Consider the following 24,694-nt stretch of genomic DNA (forward strand, 5'->3'; position numbering starts at 1 on the left):
GAACATTGGGGCCATTTGCGCACGTCGAACCCGATTGAAAGCGTCTTCGCTACTGTTCGGCACCGAACGGTGCGCACCAAAGGCGCGCTGTCACAAAAGACCGCAAAGCTGATGGTTTTCACCCTCATTCAGGCCGCATCAAAGAAATGGCTGCGGCTCAAGGGCAGAAACCAGTTGCCAAAAGTCATCGAAGGAATCAAATTCAACGACGGTGTCGAAGTGACCGACGACACCGAAAACCGCGCCGCCTGATGATGCGCATCACCCATATTCAAGCATAGCTCTTCGGGCCATAGGTGAAGATCGTGGCGACGCGCAAATGATGCTCGCCCGCCTCGCGCTTTCGCCTGAACGTCTCGTAATAGGCGATCAGCGCGTCGACCGAGCTGACGCACAACATGGCGCTGAATTGTTTGTTGTGGGTTTTGCGGTCGTGGTTCTGGATGATCCAATCGACCACGCCTTCGATCCGGTCAGGATTGTCAAAGAACTCGCGCACATTGATCGCGGGCACCTCTTCGTCGATCAGGCTGCCGTCTTTACGCTTTAACCGCCCCCAATACTCGACCGAAAACCGCAGCACGTTTTCGTCGGCAATCGCGTCGGTGATCACATATTTATGCAGGCATTCAGTGAACAGGTCTTTGGTGGTGCGTTTGCCCACGGCATTGTCGGCAAAGATCGGCGTGCCGGTAAAACCGAACATCTGCGCCTTGCTGAAAAACTTTACAATCCGCTTGTGGGTGTCGCCAAATTGCGAGCGGTGGCATTCATCAAAGATAAACACCACGCGGCTGTCCTTGATCCCCTGCAACGCGCCTTCATAGCGGTCACGGGATATGGCGGTGTTCAGTTACTGGATCGTGGTCATAATCAACCGGGTATCGCCGCCTAACTGACCGACAAGCGTCTTTGTGTTGTCGGTGCCGTCAACCGAGCCGTCACTGAAATGGTTGAACTCTTTCGTTGTCTGATAATCCAGATCGGCGCGGTCGACGACGAACACCACCTTTTCGACCTTGGGGTTTTCAATCAGCACCTGCGCCGCCTTGAAGCTGGTCAGCGTCTTGCCCGATCCGGTGGTGTGCCAGATATAGCCGTTCTTGCGGCCCGCCTTGACGCGGTTCACAATCGCCTCGACCGCGTAATACTGATAGGGGCGCAGCACCATCAGCACCTTATCGCTTTCGTGCAGCACGATGTATTTGCTGATCATCTTGCTGACGTGGCATTTTTCAAGAAAGGCGTCGGCAAAGGCATCAAGCTGGGTGATCAGGCTGTTATCTTCATTGGCCCAGAAAAACGTCTGTTTGAAATCCTGATTCCGGTTGTTGGCGTAATACTTGGTGTTCACCCCGTTGCTGATCACGAACAGCTGCACATATTGGAACAGGCCCGACTCGGCCCAATAGCTGTGGCGCTGATAGCGGTTGATCTGGTTGAACGCCTCTTTCAGCTCCATCCCGCGCCGCTTTAGCTCGATCTGCACCAGCGGTAATCCGTTGACCAAAAGGGTCACGTCATAGCGGGTCTTGTGGTGGCCTGTCACCGTCACCTGAGTTGTCACCTGATACTGGTTCTGGCACCACTCATCGGTGTTGAGAAACCGGATATAGGCGGATGTGCCATCATCGCGGGTAAGCTGCATCCGACCGCGCAGGACCTTGGCGCGTTCAAACACATTGCCCTTGTCGAGATGGTTGAGGACACGGGCAAATTCGGTATCGCTTAGGGTCAACCCGTTCTGCCTGTTGATCTGCGCGCGCAGATTGGCATGCAGCGCCGCCATATCGGGTAGCGTGACAGGCGCATAGCCAAGGCCGGTCAGGCGTTTGACCAGATCAGTTTCAAGCTGCGCTTCGGATTGATACTCACCCATGGTTTACCCCTTGCACAAACATCTGTTGCAACAGGCCTTTTTTGAAGGCCTCCATCTGCGCCACCTGATCCGACACGGCGGCGCTTTTGGCGTCCATGGCCGAGCGTGCATCGGCGATTTTTTGTTGCTCGTCGGGGTGGGGGATCTCAAACTCAGAATCTGCGATGGTCTTCCAATCTGATCTGGGCATCTTTGAACCTGCTGAAATGTTGGCAAGCTGATTAAATTGGCTGCCTTGTATTAAATAGAACAAGAAGGCGTTTGAAACCGTCTTTCCCCGCAACACCCAAATCTCGGACGAGCAAACCCCGTCAAAGTTAGGACGCGCAAATTTGCGAAGATAGGGCCTCAGTTTTCCAAACAGGACATCACCAAACCGGAAACGGTTTTTTTGGCTTAGCTGGCCTTCCAAGCCACTCAATCCGATGATTGAACCCACCCCACTCTCAAGATTTTCTAATTCGATAAGAGGCGGCTTTTCCGAGGATGTCACTGGGTTCAGTCGGTCCTTAGACAACCCCGCAAAGTCCGAGAACGTTGTGCTTTCCCAATCAGGAAAGGCGGTGCCGTCGGGTTTGGTGAAGCGGAGGGTTTGGCTGAACAGCGCCTGCATCAGCCCGCGTTTATAACGCTCCAGCCCCGCCTCCCGCGCCCGCAACGCCGCGATCTTGGCATCCACCCCCCCCAAAAAAAACGCCGCGATTTTCTTTTGTTCGGCGAGGCTCGGCGTGGCGACGATCATGTCTGTGATCATCGACATGCGGACACTATCGACAGAGTTCTTGGCGCTTAGTCGCATTACTCTGCGAAGAAAATTCTCGCGGAAGAATTGAAAGAAAAACTGTCCGTCAACTACGGCTTCGAACTCGCGGATCGCATAGACCCTCTGATGATAGTCAAACTTGCCATTGATATAGTGGATATTTTTGCCCACCCCTACACCATCACCTGATGTCAAGATTGCCTCACCATCGAAGGCGAACGAGTTGATGCGCTCAATGGTATCAGAACGAGCAAAGAAGGGATATTTCCCTCCATCGACACGATTTTGAGTATCGCGAGAGCCAGTCTTGACCACTGCAAAGTCGCCAATTCTTCGCGACTTCAGTTCATCTCCAAATCCCGGAAATCTCAGCTTCGGCACATTCATAGCGGGGCCTCTATCCCAAGCTCCTTACAGAACCCGGCAATCTGCGCGTCGATCTCTGCCATGCCTGCCGCATTCGCCTTCAACTCAGCGGCGACCTCGGCCAGATCAATCGGCTCTTCGGCCTCGAACGTGTCCACATAGCGGGGAATGTTGAGGTTATAGTCGTTCTCGGCCACTTGCGTCAGTTTGGCACGGTGTGAAAACCGATCCTCCACCGCGCGCGACCGATAGGTGGTGACGATCCGGTCAATATGTTCTGGCAAAAGGATGTTCTGGTTCTTGGCCTTTTCAAAACAGGTCGAGGCATCGACAAACAATATTTCCTCGGGCCATTCGCGGCATTTCTTGAACACCAGAATACAGGTGGGAATCGACGTGCCGTAAAAGATATTCGCAGGCAGGCCAATCACCGCATCCAGCCAGTTGCGTTCCTTGATGATATATTCGCGGATATGCCCTTCGGCTGCGCCCCGAAACAGTACGCCATGGGGCAAGATCACCGCCATGGTGCCGTTTTCATCGAGCTGGTGCAGCATGTGCTGGACAAAGGCGAAATCGGCCTTGGACCCCGGTGCCAACCGCCCGTATTGGCTATAACGGTCATCATTCAGCAGCAGCGGATTGGCCGACCACTTGGCACTGAACGGCGGATTGGCGACGACCGCCTCAAACCGCTTGTCGACGTGCTGGGGGTGTTCCAGCGTGTCTTCCTGGCGCAGGTCAAAATTGCGGTAATGCACCCCGTGCAGGATCATGTTCATCCGGGCAAGGTTATAGGTGGTGCGGTTCATTTCCTGACCGTTGAAATCCCCCACCTCAACCTCTTTGGCGACGCGCAACAGCAACGAGCCAGAGCCGCAGGTGGGATCATAGACCGATTTGATCCGGGTTTTGCCGGTGGTCACGATCCGGGCCAGAATGGTGGACACTTCTTGCGGGGTATAAAATTCCCCCGCCTTCTTGCCCGCCCCGCTGGCGAACTTGCCGATCAGATATTCATAGGCATCGCCCAGAACATCGCTGTCGATCTTGTCGAGTTCAAAGTCGATCTCGTCAAGGTGGGTCAGAACCTTGGCAATCAGGGTGTTCTTGGCCTCTTCTGAGCGGCCCAGTTTGTTCGAGGTCAGGTCCATATCCGAGAACAGATCGTCGAAATCATCCTCGGACTCGGTGCCCATGGTCGAGCGTTCGATGTTGTTGAGGATGCGCGCGAGGTCTTCAATGATGAAGTTGCCCGGCTTGCTGCCCCGTTTGGCAACGGCGCTGAATAGCTCGGACGGTTTAAGGAAATACCCCAGTTCATCAATCGCCGCTTCGGCCACTGCATCCAGAACCGCGCGCCCGTCGTCGGTGTTTTCGTTAACGTCAGCAAAGTCCAAGCCGTCCTGGCTTAGGATCGAATTGGCATAGATATACAGCCGCTCGGACAGGTATTTGTAGAAGATGAACCCAAGGATGTAATCGCGAAATTCATCGGCGTTCATCTTACCGCGCAGGGTATTGGCAATGTCCCAAAGTTTCTGTTCCAGCTTCTTTTTTTGTTCGTCGGTCATTGGGGTCTTCCATAAGTTGCGCCAGATATTGATGCCGGATTAGGACACGATGGAAAAGCCCCGAATCCGTCAGAACGGCGCCAACTATCAAACAAAGGCGAGCAACTTCATTGAAGGCGTTAATTCGGAAACAAGCAATTCACCGAATTAGCCTGCCAGCATCCCTTGGATCAACTCCAACTGGCGCTCCTGTGTGACGGGCAGATAGGAATTGATCGTGGTGGTCAGACTTTCGTGCCCAAGATTCATTGACCAAGCCTTGAGTTGTTCCATTGACGTGCAAACCTGATCACCATGCTTTGTGAGGGTCTTGCGGAAAGCATGCGGGGTATATTCCCGCATTTGCACATTGGCGAAGGCGCCCCGAATGATCGCGTTGAGCGGTGACGCATTGGCATAGCCCTCGAGTGCCAGACCCAAATTGCAAAGCCCCTGCCCCGGCACATAGCCCGTCTTGGCCTTGGGAAACAGCGCGTCTTCCGGCCCGAACAGCTTATCATTCTGCAAGAACCTGACCCACGCGACGAAACACTCGCGATAGGCGAGATCAACCGGGAAGAACTGGCACATGATGGTTTTCGCGTTCTTGGCGTTCACTTCGCGCGCATCCTGAAATACGTGGCCCAGCTCGACGTTGACGTGCTTGATCTTGAGCGATGCGACAGCCCCATCCCGCGCCCCGGTCAACATGAAGAACGCAAAGAGCGCCTTGTCACGTTTCTGGAACTCGGTTTCAAATGGCATCGCCTGAAACGCATGGGCGGCCTGCTGCATGGATGGATAGGGAATTTCGCGATGGGTATGGGCCACCCGCCCAGCTTTAAGCGTATTGTTGAAATACTCCACATCGGCATAGGTCAGCACCCGCTTGAAACCCGCGCGACTGACAAGCCAGTGAAAGAACCCTTTGACCAACCGCAAGGTGGCATCGACCGTCGAGAAAGCCAGCGGCCTGCCCGTCTTCACGTTCTTTTGCTTGGCCAGATAGGTTTTGAAGTCCGCCGCCTGCTGGCGATGAAACTTCTTGAACGGCTTGGTTTTCGTGCTGTCCTCAAACTGACGAATTGCGGCCATCGTCTTGTCGATAGACTTCTCATCCTGGCCTTTGGCGTGGTGCAAATAGGTGGCGTAGTCGTGTTTGATACGCTCGTTTTCCTCGATATATTTTGCCATGGTCCGATCCTTTCTTTGACCCTCGTTTCGCTTGTCATTTCCGCTGGATTCAGCGACCCGCCAGAAGTGGTGTTTCACGTTAGGCTTGTGGGGTTCTCTTAGGGTCAGCATCTAGCGCGTGTGGCAATGGTCAGGGTCTTGGCCAGTTCACCGCACATCTTGAGCGATACAAACTTGTTGCAAGACGCCTCACAGACCCCGCACAGCGCCACCAGCCTGCCCCGCGCAGGGTTGAACGGCACATAGTCGGCCATCGCCCCATAGGGCGTGCGTGGGGCGCGGCATGACATGCAATAAAACTCATCCGGTGCAAGTTTGTAGGACTTCTTTGACGCCCGGCTTTCAACAAAACGCTTGAGTTCGATGCCAAGGATCAGGTGCGGTTTTTGGCTATCCAAGACCGCAAGCCCCGCAGGTCGCCATGCCCGCACCGTGTGAGCCGTGACGCCCACCGCATCGGCTGCACTGTCATAAGTGTATTGGCGATGGATCTTGACCCGACGCGCAGATAGGCGCTTGGCCATCAGACCTGCCCACCCTTGGAAGGCTCAACGCGCTGGGCCTCGGCCCAGACATTCAGATCAGCGCCGCGATAGATGATCTTGCGGCCCAAGCGATAGAATGCTGGCCCCATGCCTTTGTGACGCCATTGAGCCAGCTTATCGCGGTCGCCAATGATGTTGAGTTCATCATCACCAAGGACATAGTTGCGGTTTTGCTCGAATAGGTTAGCCATGTTTCCAATCCCTTTTTGTTGGACTGGATAGGTTTAAGCATGCTTCCGTCACGTTGAGAACAAAGCATGAAACTCCGTATCACCAACGAAAAAAGGTCTTAATTCTTGGGGCTTTTTACCAGCATATCCGCGATCTTTTGTCTGGTTTTTTGCCGCTCTTCGGTGCTCGACGGCGGGTTCAAACCCAATAACATGCCCCTAAACGCGTTCGTTGACGGGTTAATCTCATCTTCCGTCAGTTGATTAATCGCCCATTCAGCCGCATTCCGCACGGTTGCTTTGATCTTTAGCACGTCAAAGATTTCCTCAAGCGCCCGGCCAAAATCGGTGGACGGATGGTTCCCATCCCTCGCGGTGCCAAAAGGCGGCTTCTGGCGCTTATGAAGGGCGTAGAGACGCGCAAGCCTTAGAGCAATCGTTCGGGCGTAGTAGTTCGGAGCGCGATTGGCTAAGCTCCAAAACTCCGCCTCTTGATCCTTCAACTCGTTAAGCCGCTCTTGGTAAACATTAATCATCCGAACAATCACGAGCTGGGAATTGTAGTAAAACCCCGTCTGAACAATGTTTCTCAACGCTAAACCGTGCGCAGCTTCTGGGTCATCAAACTTCTGCGGCTTTCGCGCACCTGTATCAATTGCAACCTGCAGGCGATCAGCCATATCTTGATGTTGAACATCATCCTCGGACCCGAACAGTTCTGTTATTGCCAAGTTGAGATGCTCAACGATGGATGCAACAGCATCTCGCTCCTTTAAAAAATCCTTTTTGCTATCATGTATGTTGGGCCTTGACGTATCCAGTCGTGGTCCTTCCTCATTGCTGTCAGATACCAATGCATTGCGCATCGGCGGCCCAATCAACCGATCAACGATAGCTTCAATCCGGTCTTGTGGCGAATCCTGCTGCATAAAGGGGAGGCTAAGCGCCCCCTTTCAGCATTTCAATCTCGTTCAACGACGCGCCTGCCAAATTGATTCTGGGCAAAAGGTGCCCCTATTGGCACCTTTCAGCATTTCATTGTTTCACCGCCCCAGCGATATTGACCACTTGCCCGCTGGTTTCGGTGACAAAATCAGACCAACGAGCCATCAAAACACGTCGCTTGTCCAACAAATCTGACCGCGCATAGGCTCGTTCCACATTCGACCCGACCGTATGCGCCAAGCTCATTTCCGCAACCTCGCGGGGCGCATTGGCCACCTCAGAGGCCCAATCGCGGAACGTGGACCGGAACCCATGTACCGTGACGCCTTCCACCTGCATCCGGCGCAAGAGCATAAGCATCGACATATTTGACAGCGGTTTGTGCCGCTTCTGGCCCTCAAACACATACTCGGATTGCATAGCCCGCAGCGGTTCGATGATCGCCAGCATTTCATCCGTCAACGGGACGCGATGATCTTCGCCCGTTTTCATACGGATCGCCGGGCAAGTCCAAAGCCGTGCGTCAGAGTCGATCTCTTCCCAACGCAGCCCCAACACCTCGCCCGTCCTTGAGCCGGTCAGACAGGTGAACATCAGCGCCTTCGCGGCCATTGCATTGCGGGTTTTCAGATCGGCGTAGAAGGCGGGCACGTCCTGCCAGTGCATCGCCTTGTGATGCTTGGGCTTGACTTTGACTTTAGGCAAGGCTTGCGCGTCCTTGATTGCAGTCACCGGGTTTTCACCATCACGAAAGCCTTTGGAACGCGCCACGTCCAGCACCGTCTTGATTCGCTGCATCAGACGTTTCGCCGTTTCGTGCTTGTCCGTCCAGATCGGCGACAGGCACATCATCACCTCGGGCATCCCGACGCTATCAATCGGCATCCGCCCTATCTTAGGAAAGGCATAGTCGCGCAGGGTGTTGATCCATTGCTGCCCATGCTTGGCATTTTTCCAAGTCGGCATCCGGTCGATGTGAACCTGTTTGGCAAACTCTTCAAAGGTTGGCACCTCTTGGCGCGCATTGAAACGTGGGTTCAGCCCTTGCTTGGCCATCCGCCGATATTCCAACGCCCGCTCGCGTGCTTGGTTCAGCGTCACAATATCAGCACCGCCCAAACCAAAGTCAGTACGCAACGGTGCGCCCTTCTTGTTTTTCTGACCTTTGACCACCACCCGCACGATCCAGCGCCGCGCGCCGGAAGGATCGACCACAAGATAAAGCCCGTAGCCATCACCGTGCCGCCCCAGCCCAAGGTTCTCGACCAGCTTCTTTGTCAGTTTACCAGATAGGGCCATTTAAAAAATACCACATTCCATACCACTCAAGGAGTGAATATAGGCATCATCGAAAGAAACTCAAGATAAAGCGCAAGGCGCGCAAAAGCCTTAAAAACAGAAGAAAAAGGCCGCCCAAGGCGACCTATTCAAATCGTATAAAATGCTGGTCTGGCGGAGCGACAGGGATTCGAACCCTGGAGACGGTCTCCCGCCTACACACTTTCCAGGCGTGCGCCTTCGACCACTCGGCCACCGCTCCGTTGCGCGGTTTCTAGACGCTGGGGCATAGGATTTGCAAGGGGGTCTGTGTGTTCTGTGCGCAAGTGATTGTAACTTTCGCAAAAATTCTGAATAATCAGGTCGCTACCCTCTGGTTTTCAGACAATATCACATCAAAACAGGCGTCCTCGTGCCCGAAAATTCAAACCAAAAGCTCACCAGCGCCCCGCCGACCTCCGAGTTGCAGCGCATTCGGACCATTGCGCAGGTGATTATTGCCTTTGCGGTGGTCCTGTTTTTGTTGGTACAGGCGCGGTTCCTGCTGATTTCACTGGCCACGGCGATCATCCTGTTCAGCCTTACCTCTGACGCAATCAGCTCGATTGCGCGGGTGCGGGTCGGGCCGTTCCGCATTCCCAACTGGCTGGCGAGTGTGGTGGCGCTCTTGATGATCTCGATGGCGCTGTTGTCGCTGTCGGCGATCATCCTGTCACAGGTCAACACGGTGCTCTCGACCACGCTGGCCTATACCGACCGCGCGCCCCAGGCGATTGCGGCGATGGTGGCCTGGCTTGGCCCCGACGCCGAGCAATCGGTGCTGAACTCACTCTCGACGCTGGATGTGGCGGGCTATTTGCGGGCCTTGGCCGGACAGGCAAGCAACCTGATGCAAGGAACCGTTCTGGTGATCCTCTTTGTGGGCTTTCTCTTTGCCGAGCGGATTCGCTTTAATACCAAGCTTGAGAATTTCTTTGGCGACGCCGAGCAGGCCCAGAAAGTCAGTAAGATCGTTGGCTCGATCATACATCGGGTAAACTATTATCTTCTGGTCAAGACCGCCGTCAGCGCGGTGACCGGCGGGATGGTTTACGGTCTGGCGTTGTTCTTTGGGCTAGATCTTGCCGGGCCGCTTGGGATTCTCGCCTTCGTGCTCAACTATATCCCCAATGTCGGCTCGATCGTGGCGACGGTGCTTGTGGCCCTGGTGGCTTATGTGCAGCTGGCAGATGGCACGCTGGCGCTGGTGATTTTCGCGCTTGTTGGCGGGATTCAGTTCATGAACGGCAATGTGATCGATCCGATGCTGATGGGGCGCGCGCTGCGGCTATCCTCCTTCGGGATCATCATCAGCCTGGCGTTCTGGGCCGCCGTCTGGGGCATTCCAGGGATGTTCTTGTCGGTGCCGATCATGGTGGCGCTGATGATCGTATGCAGCCATGTGCCGGGCCTGCGCCGGGTCGCGATTCTGCTGTCGCGCGAGGGCCTGCCGGAAACCGCGCAGGATCTTGAGCCGCGCGGACCGGGCGCGCGCGACAAGAACGCGGCTTAACTGTCGAGGTGCAGATAAACCCGGCGGTTCTGGCGGCCCTTCTTTTCGACCTTGCCAAGGCGCAGGCTGCCGATTTCTCCGGTGCGTGCCACATGGGTGCCACCGCAGGGTTGCAGATCGACCTGATCCCGCCCCTGCCCGATCCGCACAAGGCGCACGTGACCGGACCCCAAAGGCGGCATCGCCGACATGGTTTTCACAAGGCCCGGATTGGCGCGCAGGGCGTCGTCGGTGATCCACTCATCGGTGACCGGAAGATCGCGGTCCACCAGCAGGTTGAGATGCTCTTGCAGGGTCTCGCGATCCTCGGGCGCCTCGGGCATATCGAAATCAAGGCGGCTGCGCTCTTCAGAAATTGCGCCACCCGTCACCGGCAGCGGGATGATCACCGACAACAGGTGAAGCGCAGTATGCATGCGCATCAGTTTATGCCGCCGGGCCCAATCGAGATGTTGCACTACAACGGCGCCAATCGGCGGAAGTGCGGCGGGTTCGGCAGGCACAAGCGCAATCCCGCCGTCATCTGTCTTGACGGTGGTGGCAATCGGTAGCGTCTGCCGATCCCATGCAAGGCGCCCGCTATCGCCGGGCTGTCCGCCGGCGGTGGCGTAAAACAACGTCCGATCCAGCACAACGCCGCCCTCCTGCGTGTGGGCGACGACCTTGGCACTAGCCTCGGTCAGATAGGGATCGGTGCGAAACAGCAGATCTGTCATCGGCCATCTCCATCTCCATCTGCACCTTCGCCATCACCATCGCCATCACCGTCATAATCGGCCACCGTCTTAAGCGGCGACTGGCTTGGCGGCGGGGATGTCGCGTCGCTTGGCGGCACCTCCTGCGCGGGCGTCGGCTTGCCCGACAGAGCCTCGGGGTTGCGTATCCATATATCCTGTTGGGGAAAGGCCATTTCGATATTGGCAGCACCAAAACGTTTAACGATCTCATGGTTCATATCGGATTTGACCGACATCACCCAATTAACGTCACGCAGGATCGCGCGAATCTCAAAGTCATAGGTGCTGGTTCCGATACTTGTAAACACAACATTTGGGGCTGGATTGGCCAGCACCATCGGATGCTCTTCGGCGATCTCGCGCAGAATGGTCTCGACCTCACGGGTGTCCGAACTGTAAGCCACGCCGACCGGTACGATCACCCGACCTACGGTGTTGCCACGGGTATAGTTGGTCACCGTGCCGCTGACGAAATCGGCATTGGGCACGATCACATCGGTGCGGTCAAAGGTCTCGATCCGGGTCGAGCGCACGCTGATGCCGCGCACATAGCCATGCTTGCCACCGACTTCGATCCAGTCGCCCTCGGAAATCGGGCGCTCGATCAAAAGGATGATCCCCGCAACAAAGTTCGACACCACATTCTGAAGACCGAAACCGATCCCGACCGAAAGCGCACCGGCAACGATGGCAAGCGAACTCAGGTCGATGCCGGCACTGGTAATGGCAATCAGCGCGGCCAGAAATATGCCGACATAGCCAACCCCCGACACGATCGCATTGCGCCCGCCTGGATCAAGCCTGGTCTTGGGCAGAACGGTGGTCTTGAGGGCGCCCTGCACCAGTCGCGTCAGCAGATACCCAAGCACAAACACCACCGCCAGCGTCATGAAGATCGACGGCGAAATCTGCGTACCGCCAACGGTCACACCCTCGGTAAAGCGCACCCATATCTCGCTAAGCTGCGCCGGTCGCGCGCCCCAGATTAGCGCGAAAAGCGGCAGCGACAGAATCACAAGCGCAAAGCCCGCAAGAACCGGGATCAAGGCATCATATGCCCCTTCGCGATTGCCGCTCAGCATGACGTAAACCTCGGTCACCACCCGTTGCAGGACCAAAAGCACAGCCAACAGCATCAGCGACAACAAGGTCGGCAACATGATCGCCTGCGCCGCCTTGAGATAACCAACAGCGGCCAGGATCGGCGCAAGCACGGCAAGTAACATCAGCGTCCGCGCCAACAGCCGCGCCAGCCGGTCACGAAAGGTTTCCTCGTCATCGCTGTCGTCTCTGGCGGCGCGGCTGTGCATCAACAGCAGCTTGGCCAGGTTGAACAACAACAGCCCCGCCAGCACCAGCACCGGGAACAGAACGACGTTTGTGGCCGGCTCGCTCCACTTGCTTTGCTCGGCAATAGTGTGCAGGAAATAGAACGCCGCAATCACAAGCCCCATCAACGCGCCATAAAGACGCCCCGAATAACGGCACCTGGAATCGAGATTGAGCAAGGGCGCGCGCTTTTCATGACGCGGGAAAATCTGTAGGGCAAGCCATCGCGCAAGAAAGAAAATGAACGCCGCAGGCTGGACGGTATCCAGAATAAGGGTGCCGCGTGGCCCAAACAGCGCCGTGGCCGATAGTGCCTCTGCCAAGGCACAGATCCCCGCATAGGGCAAAAGCCATTCACCCAGAGAAATCAAAAAGGTGACCATCCAACGCCCGGCGCTCACCTCTTCCTTGGTGATGGAACGCATCAACCGATTTGACCAACGTCGCCCCCGTGCCAAAAGCACCAACCCCAGCAGGAGCCAGGCCAGCACAACCGGCAGATTGTCGTTGAAGACCGTGCGCCCGACCGGGGTTTCCCAATCGTCCAGCACCTCGCGCTGAACGGAGTCAGCAAGCTGATAGAGCACCAGCAAGCCTTCGGGCCAGTGCAGCGGATTGACCGGCGACGGGCCAAGGCGCAACAACTCTGCGGTCTGGCGATTGCGAATTATCTCGTCAATGCCGGCAATAAGGCCGTCAGCGCGGCTGCGCGCCAATTCGGCGGTGCGCACCGGTGCCTGAAGCCGCGACAAACGCCGGTTCAACTCGTCGCGCTGTGCGGCGATGTCGCTGGCCTCCGTGTCGTTTTCGGGCGCCGGGCCAAGCGCAGCAAGCTGATCTTGAACGGTTTTGATGGTGGTTGAATTGGCGCCGAGCGCATTGGTGAACTGCTCGCGCCATTTCGTCAACTCACGGCGCAGATCCTCAAGCACTGCCGTGCTGACGTCACCGTTTTCAATCGCGTTCTCAACCCGTGTCGCGGTGTCTTCCCATGCGGCGAAATCCGGCCCCTCGATGGTTTGCTGGGCATGGGCCATCTGGCCCGCGCCGGTGATGGGCAGGCTGGCAAAACAAAGCGCAAGGATCAGGCAAAGCGCGCGAAAAAGATGTTTCACTCGGCAAATACTCCGGGGATCGAGCGTGGTGCATGATCAAGCCAGGCAGGGGCCGGCAGGTTGTTGGCATGCAGGAATTCGGGATTGAACAGCTTGGACTGATAGCGCGTGCCATAATCGCACAGGAGCGTCACGATGGTGTGGCCCGGGCCCATGTCGCGCGCCATGCGGATTGCGCCCGCCACGTTCACGCCGCTTGAGGCGCCCATGCAAAGCCCCTCATGTTCGAGCAGATCAAACACCACCGGAAGCGCCTCTTGATCGGGCACCTGACAGGCGAAATCGGGGGTGAACCCTTCGAGGTTCTTGGTGATGCGCACCTGACCGATGCCTTCAGCAATCGAGCCGCCCTCAGAGGCCAGCTCGCCGGTGGTGTAATAGGAATAAAGCTTGGCGCCCATCGGATCGGCAATGCCGATCTTCACGCCCCTGGGCTGAAGCGCCATGCCGACGCCCGCCAATGTGCCGCCCGATCCAACCGCGCAGATAAAGCCGTCAACCTTGCCGCCGGTCTGTTCCCAGATCTCGGGGCCGGTGGTTTCGATATGCGCCTGACGGTTGGCAACATTGTCGAACTGGTTAGCCCAGATTGCGCCATTAGGTTCGGTTTTGGAAAGTTTTGCTGCCAAACGCTCGGAATACCGGACAAAATTGTTCGGATTTGAATAAGGCGCGGCAGGCACCTGAACCAGATCGGCGCCGGCAAGGCGCAGCATATCTTTCTTTTCCTGACTTTGGGTTTCGGGGATCACGATCACCGTCTTGAACCCAAGCGAAGCCCCGACAAGCGCCAGACCGATACCGGTATTGCCGGCCGTGCCCTCGACAATCGTGCCACCAGGCTTGAGGTCGCCACGCGCGATGGCATCGCGGATGATGAACAGCGCCGCGCGATCCTTGACCGATTGGCCGGGATTGAGGAATTCGCATTTGCCGAGGATTTCACAGCCCGTCTCTTCGCTGGCGCGCCGCAGCCGAATAAGCGGGGTATTCCCTACGGCCGAGGCCAGATCCTTTGCAATGCGCATCACCCGTGCTCCTGTTGTAAAATTGCTGTCCACACTTAGGGCCTCAGCCCTGAAAACTCAAGCGGATGCACGCAGACGCGCACGTTCCCGCTCCAGCCACATGAGGCTCAGGATGAGCGGGCCATTGTCGGCCTCACCGCTCTCCAAAAGGGCCATCGCGCGCTCATAACCGATGATATGGGTGCGGATATCCTCTTGTTCGCTGGCCAGACCGCCCTGCCCGACCGTCTCGGCCGGCAGATCGCACAGCCCGAGAAACAGGTGGAAATATTCGGTCGAATAACCCGGCGTGCAGTAGTGACTTGAAATCGTCTCAAGAGCGCGCAGCTCAAGCCCCGCCTCTTCAAGACATTCGCGGCGCGCGGTCTGTTCGGCCGTCTCGCCCGCATCCATCCGCCCCGCGACCGGCTCAAGCATCCAGGGGCGCACGTCACCGCGCCCATAGGGGCCCATGCGGAATTGTTCGACCAGCAAGACCCTGTCGGTCACCGGATCATAAGGCAGCACCAGCGCGGCATCGGTGGCGACAAACACCTCGCGGCGCATCGGTGCGCTCATGCTGCCGTCAAAACGGGGATGGCGCAGGGTATAGTCGCGGCTCAGGAAATACCCGGCGTGTGAGATATCAGAAGCGATTTCATCAACCTGACTGGCCTCTGTGACACTGCGCAGATCGGCGGGAACACCGCGCCCGGCGGCCAGGCGCGCCGAGGCGCGCGACAAGACCATTTGCAGACGCCCGCCAAGGTCGGCGGCGGGTATGCGCGTCATAAGCTCGGTTATTTCCGCCGCCGCCGTCAGGATCAGATCCCCCCAGAGATTGGCCCACCCCCCCTGATGCCAGGGCTCTGGTCCGGGCTGGCCGGGAAATGTCTGTGCCTCGGCGTTCAGGCCTGCAAGGTCAAGCGTGACCGGCGTTGGCGCGCCCATGCCGAACGCTTCGGCAAAATAGGCAAGCCGCGCCGCCGCGTCGCATTCGCTCACAAGCCAGCCCTCGACACGCCCCGTGCCGGGGCTGAGCCCCGCCATCAAGGGTGCGCCGCTTTGGGCCGTCACCTCATGCTCTGGAAGATAGGCGATGCGGGCCCGGTCAAGCCCGTCCTGCCCAAGGACAGCGCGCAACAGCGGCCCCCAGCCAAGCGGGCCATAGACAAACACCGGTCCGGTCATGACCAACGGTGCGACACCCATTCCGACATCACACCGACAATGACACTTCCCGCCAGCAACAGACCGATCAATGGCCCGTTCAACATATAGGCACCATATTCCACGCCAAGTTCCATGACTGCCGTCAACCCTTCGACCGGGCCATCATAGCGATTGTCAAGCGCGCGCCGCAGCATCTCGTTGAAGCTTTGCAGAAACAAGGCCCAGAACACCATCGCCCCGACCCCGGTCAGCCCCGCGCTAAAGCCTTCTGCATAGCCAAAGCCAAGCCGCGTGCCCGTCACGAACCAGCCGCAGAGCAGGCCCAGCACGAGATTGACCTCGTTGAACATGCCGAAATTGGTTTCGGGTGGCATGAGCGGGCGAAACACCTCTGAGGCGACCCAGCCCAGAGCCCCCAACCCGATGGCCGCAGCAATCTTGCCCGCGGTTGGCATTTTATCTGTTACCGGCATTCACCTTGGCCTTGTGATCGTGATTTGCGTCACGTCACAGTTACCCACGTGAAAGGTCGCGGCACAAGAGGTGAGATAAAAATTCCACATCCGCCGGAACCTGTCGTCAAAGCCCATGGCCGCGATCTGATCCCATTTCGCGTTGAAGGTTTCATGCCAGCGGCGCAGCGTTTGATCATAGCCTTCGCCGAATTCGATCGAGCGCGCCACCACAAGGCCCGCCTTTTCGACCTCGGCCCGCAACACGCTCGGGCTTGGCAGCATACCACCGGGGAAGATGTATTTCTGGATGAAATCCACACCCTTTCGATAGGCTTCCCAGCGGCGATCCTCGACGGTAATCACCTGAAGCGTGGCCATGGCGCCGGGGCGCAGTCGCTCGCGCACCGTCTTGAAGTAGGATGGCCAGTATTTCTCGCCCACGGCCTCGAACATCTCGATACTGGCGATTCCATCATAGGTGCCGCGCTCGTCGCGGTAATCCTGTAGCTTGAGGTCGACCATATCCGACAGGTTGGCCTTGGCGATCCGATCCCTGGCATAGGCAAGCTGTTCGCGGCTGATGGTCAGGCCGGTGACGCGCAGGCCCCGCTCGCGCGCCGCATATTCGGCAAACCCGCCCCAGCCACAACCGATTTCAAGCACGTGATCGCCGGGTTTTACGCCCATCTGATCGACCATGCTGGCATATTTGGCGATCTGGGCGCGCTCAAGGCTTTCCTGTCCGGTGTCAAACAGCGCGCTGGAATAGGTCATGGTTTCATCAAGCCAGAGCCGGTAAAACTCATTGCCAAGGTCATAATGGTGGCTGATGTTCTTCTTCGCCTGCCGCTTGGAATTGCCCTTGAGGAAATGGCGCAGCCGCTCATAGGCGCGCACCAGCGACATACCCGGAAAGCCGTCATAGATCACGTCATTGTCGGTATGGACGAAATCCATCAGCGCCTGTAGGTCCGACGTCTCCCACCAGCTGTCAAGATAGGCGTCCGAAAAGCCAAGATCGCCCTCGCGGATAAGCCGGGCAAAGCAATCTGGGTTCTTCACCACCACCTCGGCCACCGGGCCGGGGTTTGGCCCCTCGGCGCGAAACACGCGGCCATCGCTCAGGACATAATCAAGCCGCCCGGCGTTGATCTTTCTGGTCACGTCAAAGACCTGCGCAAAATAGCGCGGCAGGTCTTTCTGGCCGGTGGTGTCGGTCAGGATCATACGGGTCGTTCCCTTGCCTTATGCCAATATGCTAGGGCGACTTGCCCCGATTGATCAATATTTTTCATGATGTTCAGAAATCCCGGTCGCTATAGGCCGCAAGCGCGCGTTCGCGTCCCTCGGCCAGATCGACAATCGGTTCGGGGTAGCTGTCGCTTGGATCAAGGCCCCAACGTTTCGGGATCGCCTCGAAATACGACAGCGCCGTTTGCGGCGGCTCTGCCTGCCCTTCGGCGATCCAGCGCTCGGCATAGGCCCGCTTGGGGTCGAATTTATCAAGCTGGGTTTCTGGGTTGAACACCCGGAAATAGGGCGCGGCATCCGGGCCACAGCCTGCCGCCCACTGCCAGCCCATGGCGTTCGAGGCTATATCCCAATCGGTCAGGCAATCGGCGAACCACTCAAGCCCGATGCGCCAATGGGTCATCAGGTGCTTGGTCAGATAGCTCGCCACGATCATCCGCGCCCGGTTGTGCATACGCCCGGTGACATACATCTCGCGCATGGCGGCATCGACAAAGGGCACGCCGGTGCGCCCCTGCTTCCAAGCCAGAACCTCGGGCGTGTCGCCACCCTCGTTCCAGGGGAAGGCCGACCATTCCCGACGCCAGTTATCGGTCAGGATATGGGGCGTGTGATCCATCAGGTGATAGGCGAATTCGCGCCAGACCAGCTCTTTCAGCCAGTGTTCCGCGCCTTTCGCGCCGTCGTGGCGCGCACGCATCCCCGCATGCCAGCATTGGCGCGGTGAAATCTCGCCAAGGGCAAGGTTTTCCGACAGGCCTGATGTGCCATCCACGCCCGGCAGGTTGCGGTCATCCTTGTAATCGACGATCGCATCACTGGTGAAGTCGTGCAACCGCTCCATCGCGGCGACTTCGCCAACCCGCTGGTACGGCTCGCAAATCGCCGCGCCGCGCCGCATTGCGGCGGCCATATTCCAATCCTCAAGCGCATCGCTTTCGGGCCAGTGATCAGGCGCGGGGATATTTGCAGGCACCGCGAGCGGCGCGCAGACCTCGCGGTCTTTCACCGCGCGCCACATCGGGCTGTAGACCTTGTAATACCCGCCGGCCTTGGTCTTTACACTCCAAGGTTCAAACATCAGGTGGCCGGCATAGCTCTGGGCGTCCAGGCCGTCCTCGCGCAGGGCCGCCTTGACACCCTTGTCACGCTCGATCGACTGCGGATCATAAAGCCGCGACCAATGCACCGCCCCTGCCCCGGTTTCCTTTGCCAACGCGCGCAGCACCGTCAGCGGCTCGCCCTTGCGCAGGATCAGACGGCTGTCTTTATCGCCGAGCGCGCGCGCCAGATCGGCGAGCGACAGACCAAGCCGCCACTTCGGGGCCGCGCCCAGGGTGGCAACGCTGTCGTCATGAATGAAGACCGGGATAACCGGCCCGCCAGTCTTGCAGGCCGCAACAAGTGCGGGATGATCCGCAAGACGCAGATCGCGCCGCAGCCATAGGATTGTCGGTTTACTGTCACTCATGTCCTGCCCCGGTGTTTTAGAGACATACGTCGCGACGCGGGGCGCGGATCAAAGAATGTCGTCGAGGGCCGTCAATAGTTTATCAATCTCGTCGCGGCTTGTGTAATGCACAAAGCTCAGACGCAGAACGCCATGCTCGGGATCAATGCCCATGGCGCTCAACGGGCGCACGGCGTAAAAGTCGCCGCCCCCCGCCATGATGCCATGCGCCGCTAGCTCTGTTGCCGCCTCTATGCCCGGTCGATTGAGCGCAAGCGCCACCGTGGGCGCGCGATCCTCGGCACGATCCGGCCCCAGAAGGCGCAGGGAATTGCGGCCCTTGAGATCATCCAGAAGCGGTTGCAACAAGGCCACCTCATGGGCGCGCATCAGGTCATGCACGCCGCTCGCGCGCGCGGCGGCAGTGCCGGTGATGCCGTGATGCGCGGCCAGGTCATCGACATAATCCGCCATGCCCGCACTTGCCGCGACCTGCGCGTGATCGGGGCCCGCAGGCGTAAAGCGCTTGTAAAGCGTATCGGCGTTGAAATAATGCGCCTGATTGGGCAAGAGATTGCCCAACTCGCGGCGGATCACCATGATGCCCTGATGCGGCCCATAGGTCTTATAGGCCGAAAACAGATAGATATCGGGGCCCATTCCGCCCACATCCGGCAGGCCATGCGGCGCATAGCTAACCCCGTCGACACAGACGAACGCCCCCGCCGCATGGGCGGCGGCGGTGATGGCAACCACTGGGTTGATTGCGCCGATGACGTTGGAACAATGTGGAAAACATACAAGGCGCACCCGTTCGTCGAGCAGGTTCTCAAGATCCTCGGGGTTCAGCAATCCGGTATCCGGGTCCACTTTCCATTCGCGGACCTCGAAACCCTCCTCGGCCAGACGGCGCCAGGGGCCTGAATTGGCCTCGTGGTCCTGATTGGTGACGACGATGGCATCGCCGGGCGCCATCCATTTGCGCACCGCTTGCGCAAGGACATAGGTATTGGCCGTGGTCGAGGGACCAAAGCTTACCTCGTCACTGGCCACACCAAGCATTGCGGCAAGGCGCGTGCGCGCCTCGTCCATTTCTTCGCCTGCAAGGCGGCTTGCCTCGTAAGGGCCATAGGGCTGCACCTTGCGCTGACGGTAGTACCGCTCAAGCCGGGCAATCACCGGCGCACAGGTATAGGACCCGCCGGCATTCTCGAAAAACGCCTGTCCCTGAAGGGATGGCTCGGCAAAAGCCGGAAACTGGGACCGCACAAAATCAACATCCAATGTCACCGACATATCCCCCTTGGTCTTTTATGATTGCAGGCACAAAACAACAAAGCCCCCCGGCACGCAAGCACCGGGGGGCAATGATCGTTATTTTGACGGGCGCGTCAGAGGCCCCGCTTTTCGCTCTGCAAGCCGCGGAAGATCGCCCAGCACATCACCAGCAACACAATTGTGAATGGCAGGCCGGTCGAAATCACCGCCGATTGAAGCGAGGCAAGCCCGCCGCCAACCAGCAACACGATGGCGACCGCCCCCTCAAAGATGGCCCAGAACACCCGCTGTGTGACCGGTGCGTCGACCTTGCCACCCGCCGTGATCGTGTCGATCACAAGACTGCCGGAATCCGACGAGGTGACGAAGAACACCACCACAAGGACAATCCCGATGGTCGAGGTGATCGTGGCCAGCGGCAGCTGATCAAGCATGTAAAATAGCTTGAGTTCGAGCGAGGCATCCTTGGCGAGGGTATACCCGTCGTTGACGACCTGGCTGATGGCGGTGCCGCCGAAAACGCTCATCCATAGCACGCAGACAAGGCTTGGGATCAGCAGCACGCAAATCAGGAATTCGCGCACCGAGCGGCCCCGGCTGACGCGGGCGATGAACATGCCGACAAAGGGCGACCAGCTGATCCACCACGCCCAATAGAACGCGGTCCAACCCTGCATGAAGTTGGTGTCCTCACGCCCGAACGGATTGCTGAGCGGAATGACATTTTGCAGATAGGCCCAGAGGCTGTCGGCAAAGAATGTCAACAGAAAGATCGGCCCGCCGACCAACAGGGTGAACACCAGCAAGAGCGCCGCCAGCCCCATGTTGATCTCGGACAAGACCTTGACCCCGCCATCAAGGCCGCGCACGACCGAGATAAGCGCAACGGCCGTAATCCCGGAAATCAGCAGCACCAATAAGAGGCTGGAGTTTTCAACACCGCTTTCCTCGCTGTTGCCATAGGGGATACCGATGAAGTTTCGCGTGCCCTCTGCCGCGTCGCCCGATCCGTAAAGGAAGGTCAGCCCCGAGGCCGCCTGTTCAGCGCCAAAGCCAAGCGAGGTGGCCAGACCGAACAGCGTGGCAAACACCGCCAGCGTGTCGATGATGTGGCCGGTCCAACCCCAGACCCGTTCGCCAAAGATCGGATAGAACGCGCTGCGCAGGGTCAGAGGCAAGCCTTTGTTATAGCTGAACAAGGCCAGCGCCAGGGCAACCACCGCATAGATTGCCCAGGGGTGAAGGCCCCAGTGAAAGATCGTCGCCGCCATGCCAAGCCGCGTGGCCTCGGCCGCGTCACCGCCCGCCGCCCCAAGCGGCGCCCAGTCAGAGCGCAGGCCGTTTTCGCCCAACGACGTGCCCCCCATCGAGCTTGCGAAATGGCTCATCGGCTCAGAGACGCCGAAGAACATCAGGCCGATCCCCATGCCGGCCGCGAACAGCATCGAGAACCAGCCGACATAGGTGTAATCCGGCTTTGCATCGGCGCCGCCAAGGCGAACACTGCCATAGGGGCTGATGATCAGGAACAGGCAGAACAGCACAAAGATGTTCGCCGCCCCCAGAAAGAACCAGTCAAAGCTCTTGGTGACCGCCGAAAACAGCCAGCTGAATACCGCAGTCGCCTGCTCTGGCAAAGCGAGGGCGTAAAAGACGAACAGAACAATCGCCAGGCCGGAAATGAAAAATACCGGGTTGTGAATATCAAGCCCGAACGGCCCCACTTGCGGTTGTACGTTGTCCTGACCGACCTCGTAATCGGTGTCGATCAGGTCAGAATGACCATCGGGCGTGGGAATGCCCTGATTTACAGTTTCATCGGCCATGAAGGCCCCCTTTTATGTTAGCCGCTCTGTTAATCTTGCGCGCCAAAGGGCCCGTCTTGGGACGGGCTTTGCCGGAACGCGATCACACAAGATGCGTCGGCTATTGTTGCATTTTGGGTCGGGCATACTGACATCAAAACCGCGCCTTTGCACTGTTGCGATACCAATCTGCCGACCCGCTTGATTTGCAAGCTTAACAAGGCAAGGTGGGGCGGCGCAACTCTAACCGCGGCATTTGAGGTAAGGAAACGAACCGTATCACGTCGCAAATGTGCATTTTCCGGCCTGCGGAATCGCAGATGGCGGTCGGGCGCCGTATTTCTCTCCACGGCAAAATTCTGCCTTGTGAGGCCCTACCAAGGCACGCATGGCGGCGCAGAGCCTGTGCCGGTCGAGTAACCGCCACGACAAAAATAGAAAATGGCACCCCATCCCTGCGGCGCCATATTCGCACGATTACCGACCCTGAAAATGACGTAGAACATATAGCCGGATCGCCGAGGCAAGCCCGATATCGACGCCGCGCTCTGCATCAATTTGTGCCGCCAAGGCATTGATCGGTATTTGTTTTTGCGCCGCGATCTCGCGAAATGCCTGCCAGAACTCCGCCTCAAGCGACACGCTGGTGCGATGGCCCTTGAGGGTCAGGGAATGCTTGACCGGCCGCGCGCTCATTCGTCGCCCTTGCGTTGATCAAGATCGCGCGTGGCCTTGTCAGCGCGGGCCTTTTCAAGCTCTTTTTGCGCCTTGCTGCGCCCGAATTTGACCGCGTTTTCATCGGCGCGGGCCTTGTCCCTGGCCCGCGCCTTGTCTTTCCTGAACCGGTTCAGATTGACCGGCCCCGATGTCATTTCGGGCCGATCATGTCTTCCGGGCGCACCACGCGGTCAAAGGTTTCGGCATCGACAAGACCCAAGGCAATCGCCTCTTCCTTGAGGGTGGTGCCATTCTTATGCGCGGTCTTGGCCACTTTGGTCGCATTGTCATAGCCAATGGTAGGCGCAAGCGCCGTCACCAGCATGAGGCTTTCCTTCATCAGCTTGTCGATCCGCGGCTCGTTGGCCTTGATGCCGTTCAGCATCCGCTCGGTAAAGCTATCGGCGGCGTCGCCCAAAAGCTGTATGGATTGCAACAGGTTATAGGCCATCATCGGGTTGTAAACGTTCAACTCAAAGTGCCCCTGACTGCCGGCGAACTTGATCGCCGCGTCATTGCCCATCACATGCGCCGCGACCTGCGTCAGCGCCTCGGCCTGGGTCGGGTTGACCTTGCCCGGCATGATCGAGGAGCCGGGTTCATTCTCGGGCAGGATCAGCTCGCCCAGACCAGAGCGCGGGCCGGACCCGAGAAAGCGGATGTCGTTGGCGATCTTGTAGCAAGAGCCTGCGACCGTCGCCAGGGCACCGGACATGAACACCATCGCGTCATGGGCGGCAAGGGCCTCGAACTTGTTGGGCGCGGTGACAAACGGCAGGCCGGTGATCTCGGCCATATTTGCGGCAACGGTTTCGCCCCAGCCCGGCGCGGTGTTCAGCCCGGTGCCCACGGCGGTGCCGCCCTGTGCCAGCTCGTAAATGCCGGGCAACGTCGCCTTGACGCGGGCAATCCCTTGGCGGATCTGATGGGCATAGCCCGAGAATTCCTGGCCCAGGGTCAGCGGCGTGGCATCCTGCGTATGGGTGCGGCCGATCTTGATGATGTCCTTGAACTCTTCGGCCTTGGCTTCCAGCCCGGCCAACAGCTTTTCCAAGCCCGGCAAAAGCACATCGCGCGCGCTCATTGCGGTGGCGATATGCATGGCCGTGGGGAAGGTATCATTTGATGACTGGCCCATGTTGCAATGGTCATTTGGGTGAACCGGATCTTTGGAACCGATCACCCCGCCAAGGATTTCAATCGCGCGATTGGCGATCACCTCATTGGCGTTCATGTTGGATTGGGTGCCAGAGCCGGTCTGCCAGACGACCAGCGGAAAATTGTCATCGAACTTGCCCTCGATCACCTCGCCTGCGGCCTGCAGGATCGCATTGCCAAGGGTCTGGTCAAGCTTGCCAGAGGCCATATTCGCCTGCGCACAGGCCTTTTTGATCACCCCAAGCCCGCGCACGATGGCGATGGGCTGTTTTTCCCAGCCGATCGGGAAGTTCTGGATCGAGCGCTGCGTTTGCGCGCCCCAATATTTATCTACGGGAACCTCTAGCGGGCCAAAACTATCGGTTTCGGTACGGGTGGCGGTCATGGCAAAGCCTCTCTCTGACGGTTTGTGCTGTTCATAACGCACGCACCGGAAAGATCAATACTGTATACCGTGGGATACAGTGTCGCGCGGCGCGCAGGCCACCGGGTAAAACAGGTTATTTGCGAAAACTGTCAAGGCTGACAACATCGGCCTCGGTCTTTTCGGGTTCAACCTCAAGGCTCGCGGGATCACTTGGGTCGTCGTCATCGTCATCCGTATCGTCGCTGTCTTGCGTTTCAAACCGAAGACCGAATTCCACCGACGGATCAACGAAAGTCTGGATCGAATCGTAGGGCACATAGAGCGTCTCGGGGGCATCGCCGAAATTCAGCGTGATCGAAAACCCGTCATCCGTGACCTCTAGATTGTCATACCAATGCTGCATCACCACGGTCATTTCCGCCGGATACCGCTCTTTTAGCCAATCGGCCAGCTTGGCGTCAGGGTGAGTCGTGTCAAAGGTGATGAAAAAGTGATGCGCGCCCGGCAATCCGTTGTCGCGAACCTCGGTCAAGACCTCTTGAATCAGGCCACGCATGGCCCGATGCATCAAATTTCCATAGTCGATTGAACGAGACATGCTTTACCT

General features: G+C 58.1%; 22 protein-coding genes, 1 tRNA gene and 2 pseudogenes. 2 read left to right on the forward strand and 23 right to left on the reverse strand.

Annotated features, from left to right (window positions below):
* Positions 1 to 252: pseudogene (locus BMZ91_RS08170) on the forward strand (IS256 family transposase); the annotation flags it as partial.
* 19 nt (positions 253 to 271) lie between these two features.
* Here BMZ91_RS08170 and BMZ91_RS22060 read toward each other — a convergent pair.
* The 10 genes and pseudogenes from BMZ91_RS22060 to BMZ91_RS08215 form a co-directional block, all read right to left on the reverse strand.
* Positions 272 to 583: a type I restriction enzyme subunit R domain-containing protein gene (locus BMZ91_RS22060; protein WP_425441558.1), complete on the reverse strand. Its 312-nt coding sequence runs from the start codon at positions 581 to 583 to the stop codon at positions 272 to 274.
* Positions 566 to 1,879, reverse strand: a pseudogene (locus BMZ91_RS21755) (type I restriction endonuclease subunit R); the annotation flags it as partial. The gene BMZ91_RS22060 and the pseudogene BMZ91_RS21755, both read right to left, overlap by 18 nt.
* Positions 1,872 to 3,029, reverse strand: coding sequence for a restriction endonuclease subunit S (locus BMZ91_RS08180; RefSeq protein WP_092836910.1), 1,158 nt, complete (start codon positions 3,027 to 3,029; stop codon positions 1,872 to 1,874). The gene BMZ91_RS08180 and the pseudogene BMZ91_RS21755, both read right to left, overlap by 8 nt.
* On the reverse strand, positions 3,026 to 4,582 hold the full coding sequence (locus BMZ91_RS08185) for a type I restriction-modification system subunit M (protein WP_092836913.1): 1,557 nt from the start codon (positions 4,580 to 4,582) through the stop codon (positions 3,026 to 3,028). Before BMZ91_RS08185 ends, BMZ91_RS08180 begins: the two co-directional genes overlap by 4 nt.
* 147 nt (positions 4,583 to 4,729) lie before the next feature.
* Positions 4,730 to 5,755, reverse strand: coding sequence for a tyrosine-type recombinase/integrase (locus BMZ91_RS08190; protein ID WP_092836916.1), 1,026 nt, complete (start codon positions 5,753 to 5,755; stop codon positions 4,730 to 4,732).
* A 104-nt stretch (positions 5,756 to 5,859) separates the two neighbouring features.
* A complete protein-coding gene (locus tag BMZ91_RS08195; RefSeq protein ID WP_092836918.1) occupies positions 5,860 to 6,279 on the reverse strand; it encodes a hypothetical protein in 420 nt (139 codons plus the stop codon).
* Positions 6,279 to 6,491 carry a MerR family transcriptional regulator gene (locus BMZ91_RS08200; protein ID WP_092836921.1) on the reverse strand — a complete coding sequence of 71 codons (213 nt, stop codon included), beginning with the start codon at positions 6,489 to 6,491 and terminating at the stop codon, positions 6,279 to 6,281. Before BMZ91_RS08200 ends, BMZ91_RS08195 begins: the two co-directional genes overlap by 1 nt.
* Before the next feature lie 98 nt (positions 6,492 to 6,589).
* Complete coding sequence (locus BMZ91_RS08205; RefSeq protein WP_092836924.1) at positions 6,590 to 7,399, reverse strand: hypothetical protein; 810 nt, start codon at positions 7,397 to 7,399, stop codon at positions 6,590 to 6,592.
* Between the two features lie 106 nt (positions 7,400 to 7,505).
* Positions 7,506 to 8,714, reverse strand: coding sequence for a tyrosine-type recombinase/integrase (locus tag BMZ91_RS08210; RefSeq protein WP_092836927.1), 1,209 nt, complete (start codon positions 8,712 to 8,714; stop codon positions 7,506 to 7,508).
* A 151-nt stretch (positions 8,715 to 8,865) separates the two neighbouring features.
* Positions 8,866 to 8,955 (reverse strand) — tRNA-Ser (locus tag BMZ91_RS08215).
* Between the two features lie 219 nt (positions 8,956 to 9,174).
* On the opposite strand from BMZ91_RS08215, the gene BMZ91_RS08220 reads away from it, so the two are divergent.
* Positions 9,175 to 10,245, forward strand: coding sequence for an AI-2E family transporter (locus BMZ91_RS08220; protein ID WP_092837311.1), 1,071 nt, complete (start codon positions 9,175 to 9,177; stop codon positions 10,243 to 10,245).
* Here the strand turns inward: BMZ91_RS08220 and BMZ91_RS08225 are convergent.
* From BMZ91_RS08225 to BMZ91_RS08285, 13 genes are all read right to left on the reverse strand, one after another.
* Positions 10,242 to 10,961 carry an alanyl-tRNA editing protein gene (locus tag BMZ91_RS08225; RefSeq protein WP_092836930.1) on the reverse strand — a complete coding sequence of 240 codons (720 nt, stop codon included), beginning with the start codon at positions 10,959 to 10,961 and terminating at the stop codon, positions 10,242 to 10,244. The two genes, BMZ91_RS08220 and BMZ91_RS08225, sit on opposite strands and share 4 nt — an antisense overlap.
* A complete protein-coding gene (locus BMZ91_RS08230; RefSeq protein ID WP_177193819.1) occupies positions 10,958 to 13,426 on the reverse strand; it encodes a DUF3772 domain-containing protein in 2,469 nt (822 codons plus the stop codon). Before BMZ91_RS08230 ends, BMZ91_RS08225 begins: the two co-directional genes overlap by 4 nt.
* The gene (locus tag BMZ91_RS08235; RefSeq protein ID WP_092836933.1) at positions 13,423 to 14,454 is read right to left on the reverse strand and encodes a cysteine synthase A; all 1,032 of its coding nucleotides are present in this window, start codon (positions 14,452 to 14,454) and stop codon (positions 13,423 to 13,425) included. The genes BMZ91_RS08230 and BMZ91_RS08235 overlap by 4 nt, the downstream gene beginning before the upstream one ends.
* Before the next feature lie 57 nt (positions 14,455 to 14,511).
* A complete protein-coding gene (locus BMZ91_RS08240) occupies positions 14,512 to 15,645 on the reverse strand; it encodes an NUDIX domain-containing protein (RefSeq protein ID WP_092836936.1) in 1,134 nt (377 codons plus the stop codon).
* Complete coding sequence (locus BMZ91_RS08245) at positions 15,621 to 16,079, reverse strand: TrgA family protein (RefSeq protein WP_092836939.1); 459 nt, start codon at positions 16,077 to 16,079, stop codon at positions 15,621 to 15,623. Before BMZ91_RS08245 ends, BMZ91_RS08240 begins: the two co-directional genes overlap by 25 nt.
* A complete protein-coding gene (locus BMZ91_RS08250; protein WP_092836943.1) occupies positions 16,080 to 17,288 on the reverse strand; it encodes an SAM-dependent methyltransferase in 1,209 nt (402 codons plus the stop codon).
* 73 nt (positions 17,289 to 17,361) lie between these two features.
* On the reverse strand, positions 17,362 to 18,783 hold the full coding sequence (locus tag BMZ91_RS08255) for a cryptochrome/photolyase family protein (protein WP_092836947.1): 1,422 nt from the start codon (positions 18,781 to 18,783) through the stop codon (positions 17,362 to 17,364).
* A gap of 48 nt (positions 18,784 to 18,831) precedes the next feature.
* Positions 18,832 to 20,058: an aminotransferase class V-fold PLP-dependent enzyme gene (locus BMZ91_RS08260; RefSeq protein ID WP_177193820.1), complete on the reverse strand. Its 1,227-nt coding sequence runs from the start codon at positions 20,056 to 20,058 to the stop codon at positions 18,832 to 18,834.
* Between the two features lie 95 nt (positions 20,059 to 20,153).
* Complete coding sequence (locus BMZ91_RS08265) at positions 20,154 to 21,866, reverse strand: BCCT family transporter (RefSeq protein WP_092836950.1); 1,713 nt, start codon at positions 21,864 to 21,866, stop codon at positions 20,154 to 20,156.
* Between the two features lie 456 nt (positions 21,867 to 22,322).
* A complete protein-coding gene (locus tag BMZ91_RS08270) occupies positions 22,323 to 22,541 on the reverse strand; it encodes a ribbon-helix-helix domain-containing protein (protein WP_092836953.1) in 219 nt (72 codons plus the stop codon).
* The gene (locus tag BMZ91_RS08275; RefSeq protein WP_092836956.1) at positions 22,538 to 22,717 is read right to left on the reverse strand and encodes a DUF4169 family protein; all 180 of its coding nucleotides are present in this window, start codon (positions 22,715 to 22,717) and stop codon (positions 22,538 to 22,540) included. Before BMZ91_RS08275 ends, BMZ91_RS08270 begins: the two co-directional genes overlap by 4 nt.
* Positions 22,714 to 24,105: a class II fumarate hydratase gene (fumC, locus tag BMZ91_RS08280; RefSeq protein ID WP_092836960.1), complete on the reverse strand. Its 1,392-nt coding sequence runs from the start codon at positions 24,103 to 24,105 to the stop codon at positions 22,714 to 22,716. Before fumC ends, BMZ91_RS08275 begins: the two co-directional genes overlap by 4 nt.
* A 115-nt stretch (positions 24,106 to 24,220) precedes the next feature.
* On the reverse strand, positions 24,221 to 24,685 hold the full coding sequence (locus tag BMZ91_RS08285; RefSeq protein WP_092836963.1) for an SspB family protein: 465 nt from the start codon (positions 24,683 to 24,685) through the stop codon (positions 24,221 to 24,223).
* Positions 24,686 to 24,694 lie beyond the last annotated feature (9 nt).

It is taken from the genome of Roseovarius lutimaris (genome assembly GCF_900115165.1).
Taxonomy (GTDB): domain Bacteria; phylum Pseudomonadota; class Alphaproteobacteria; order Rhodobacterales; family Rhodobacteraceae; genus Roseovarius; species Roseovarius lutimaris.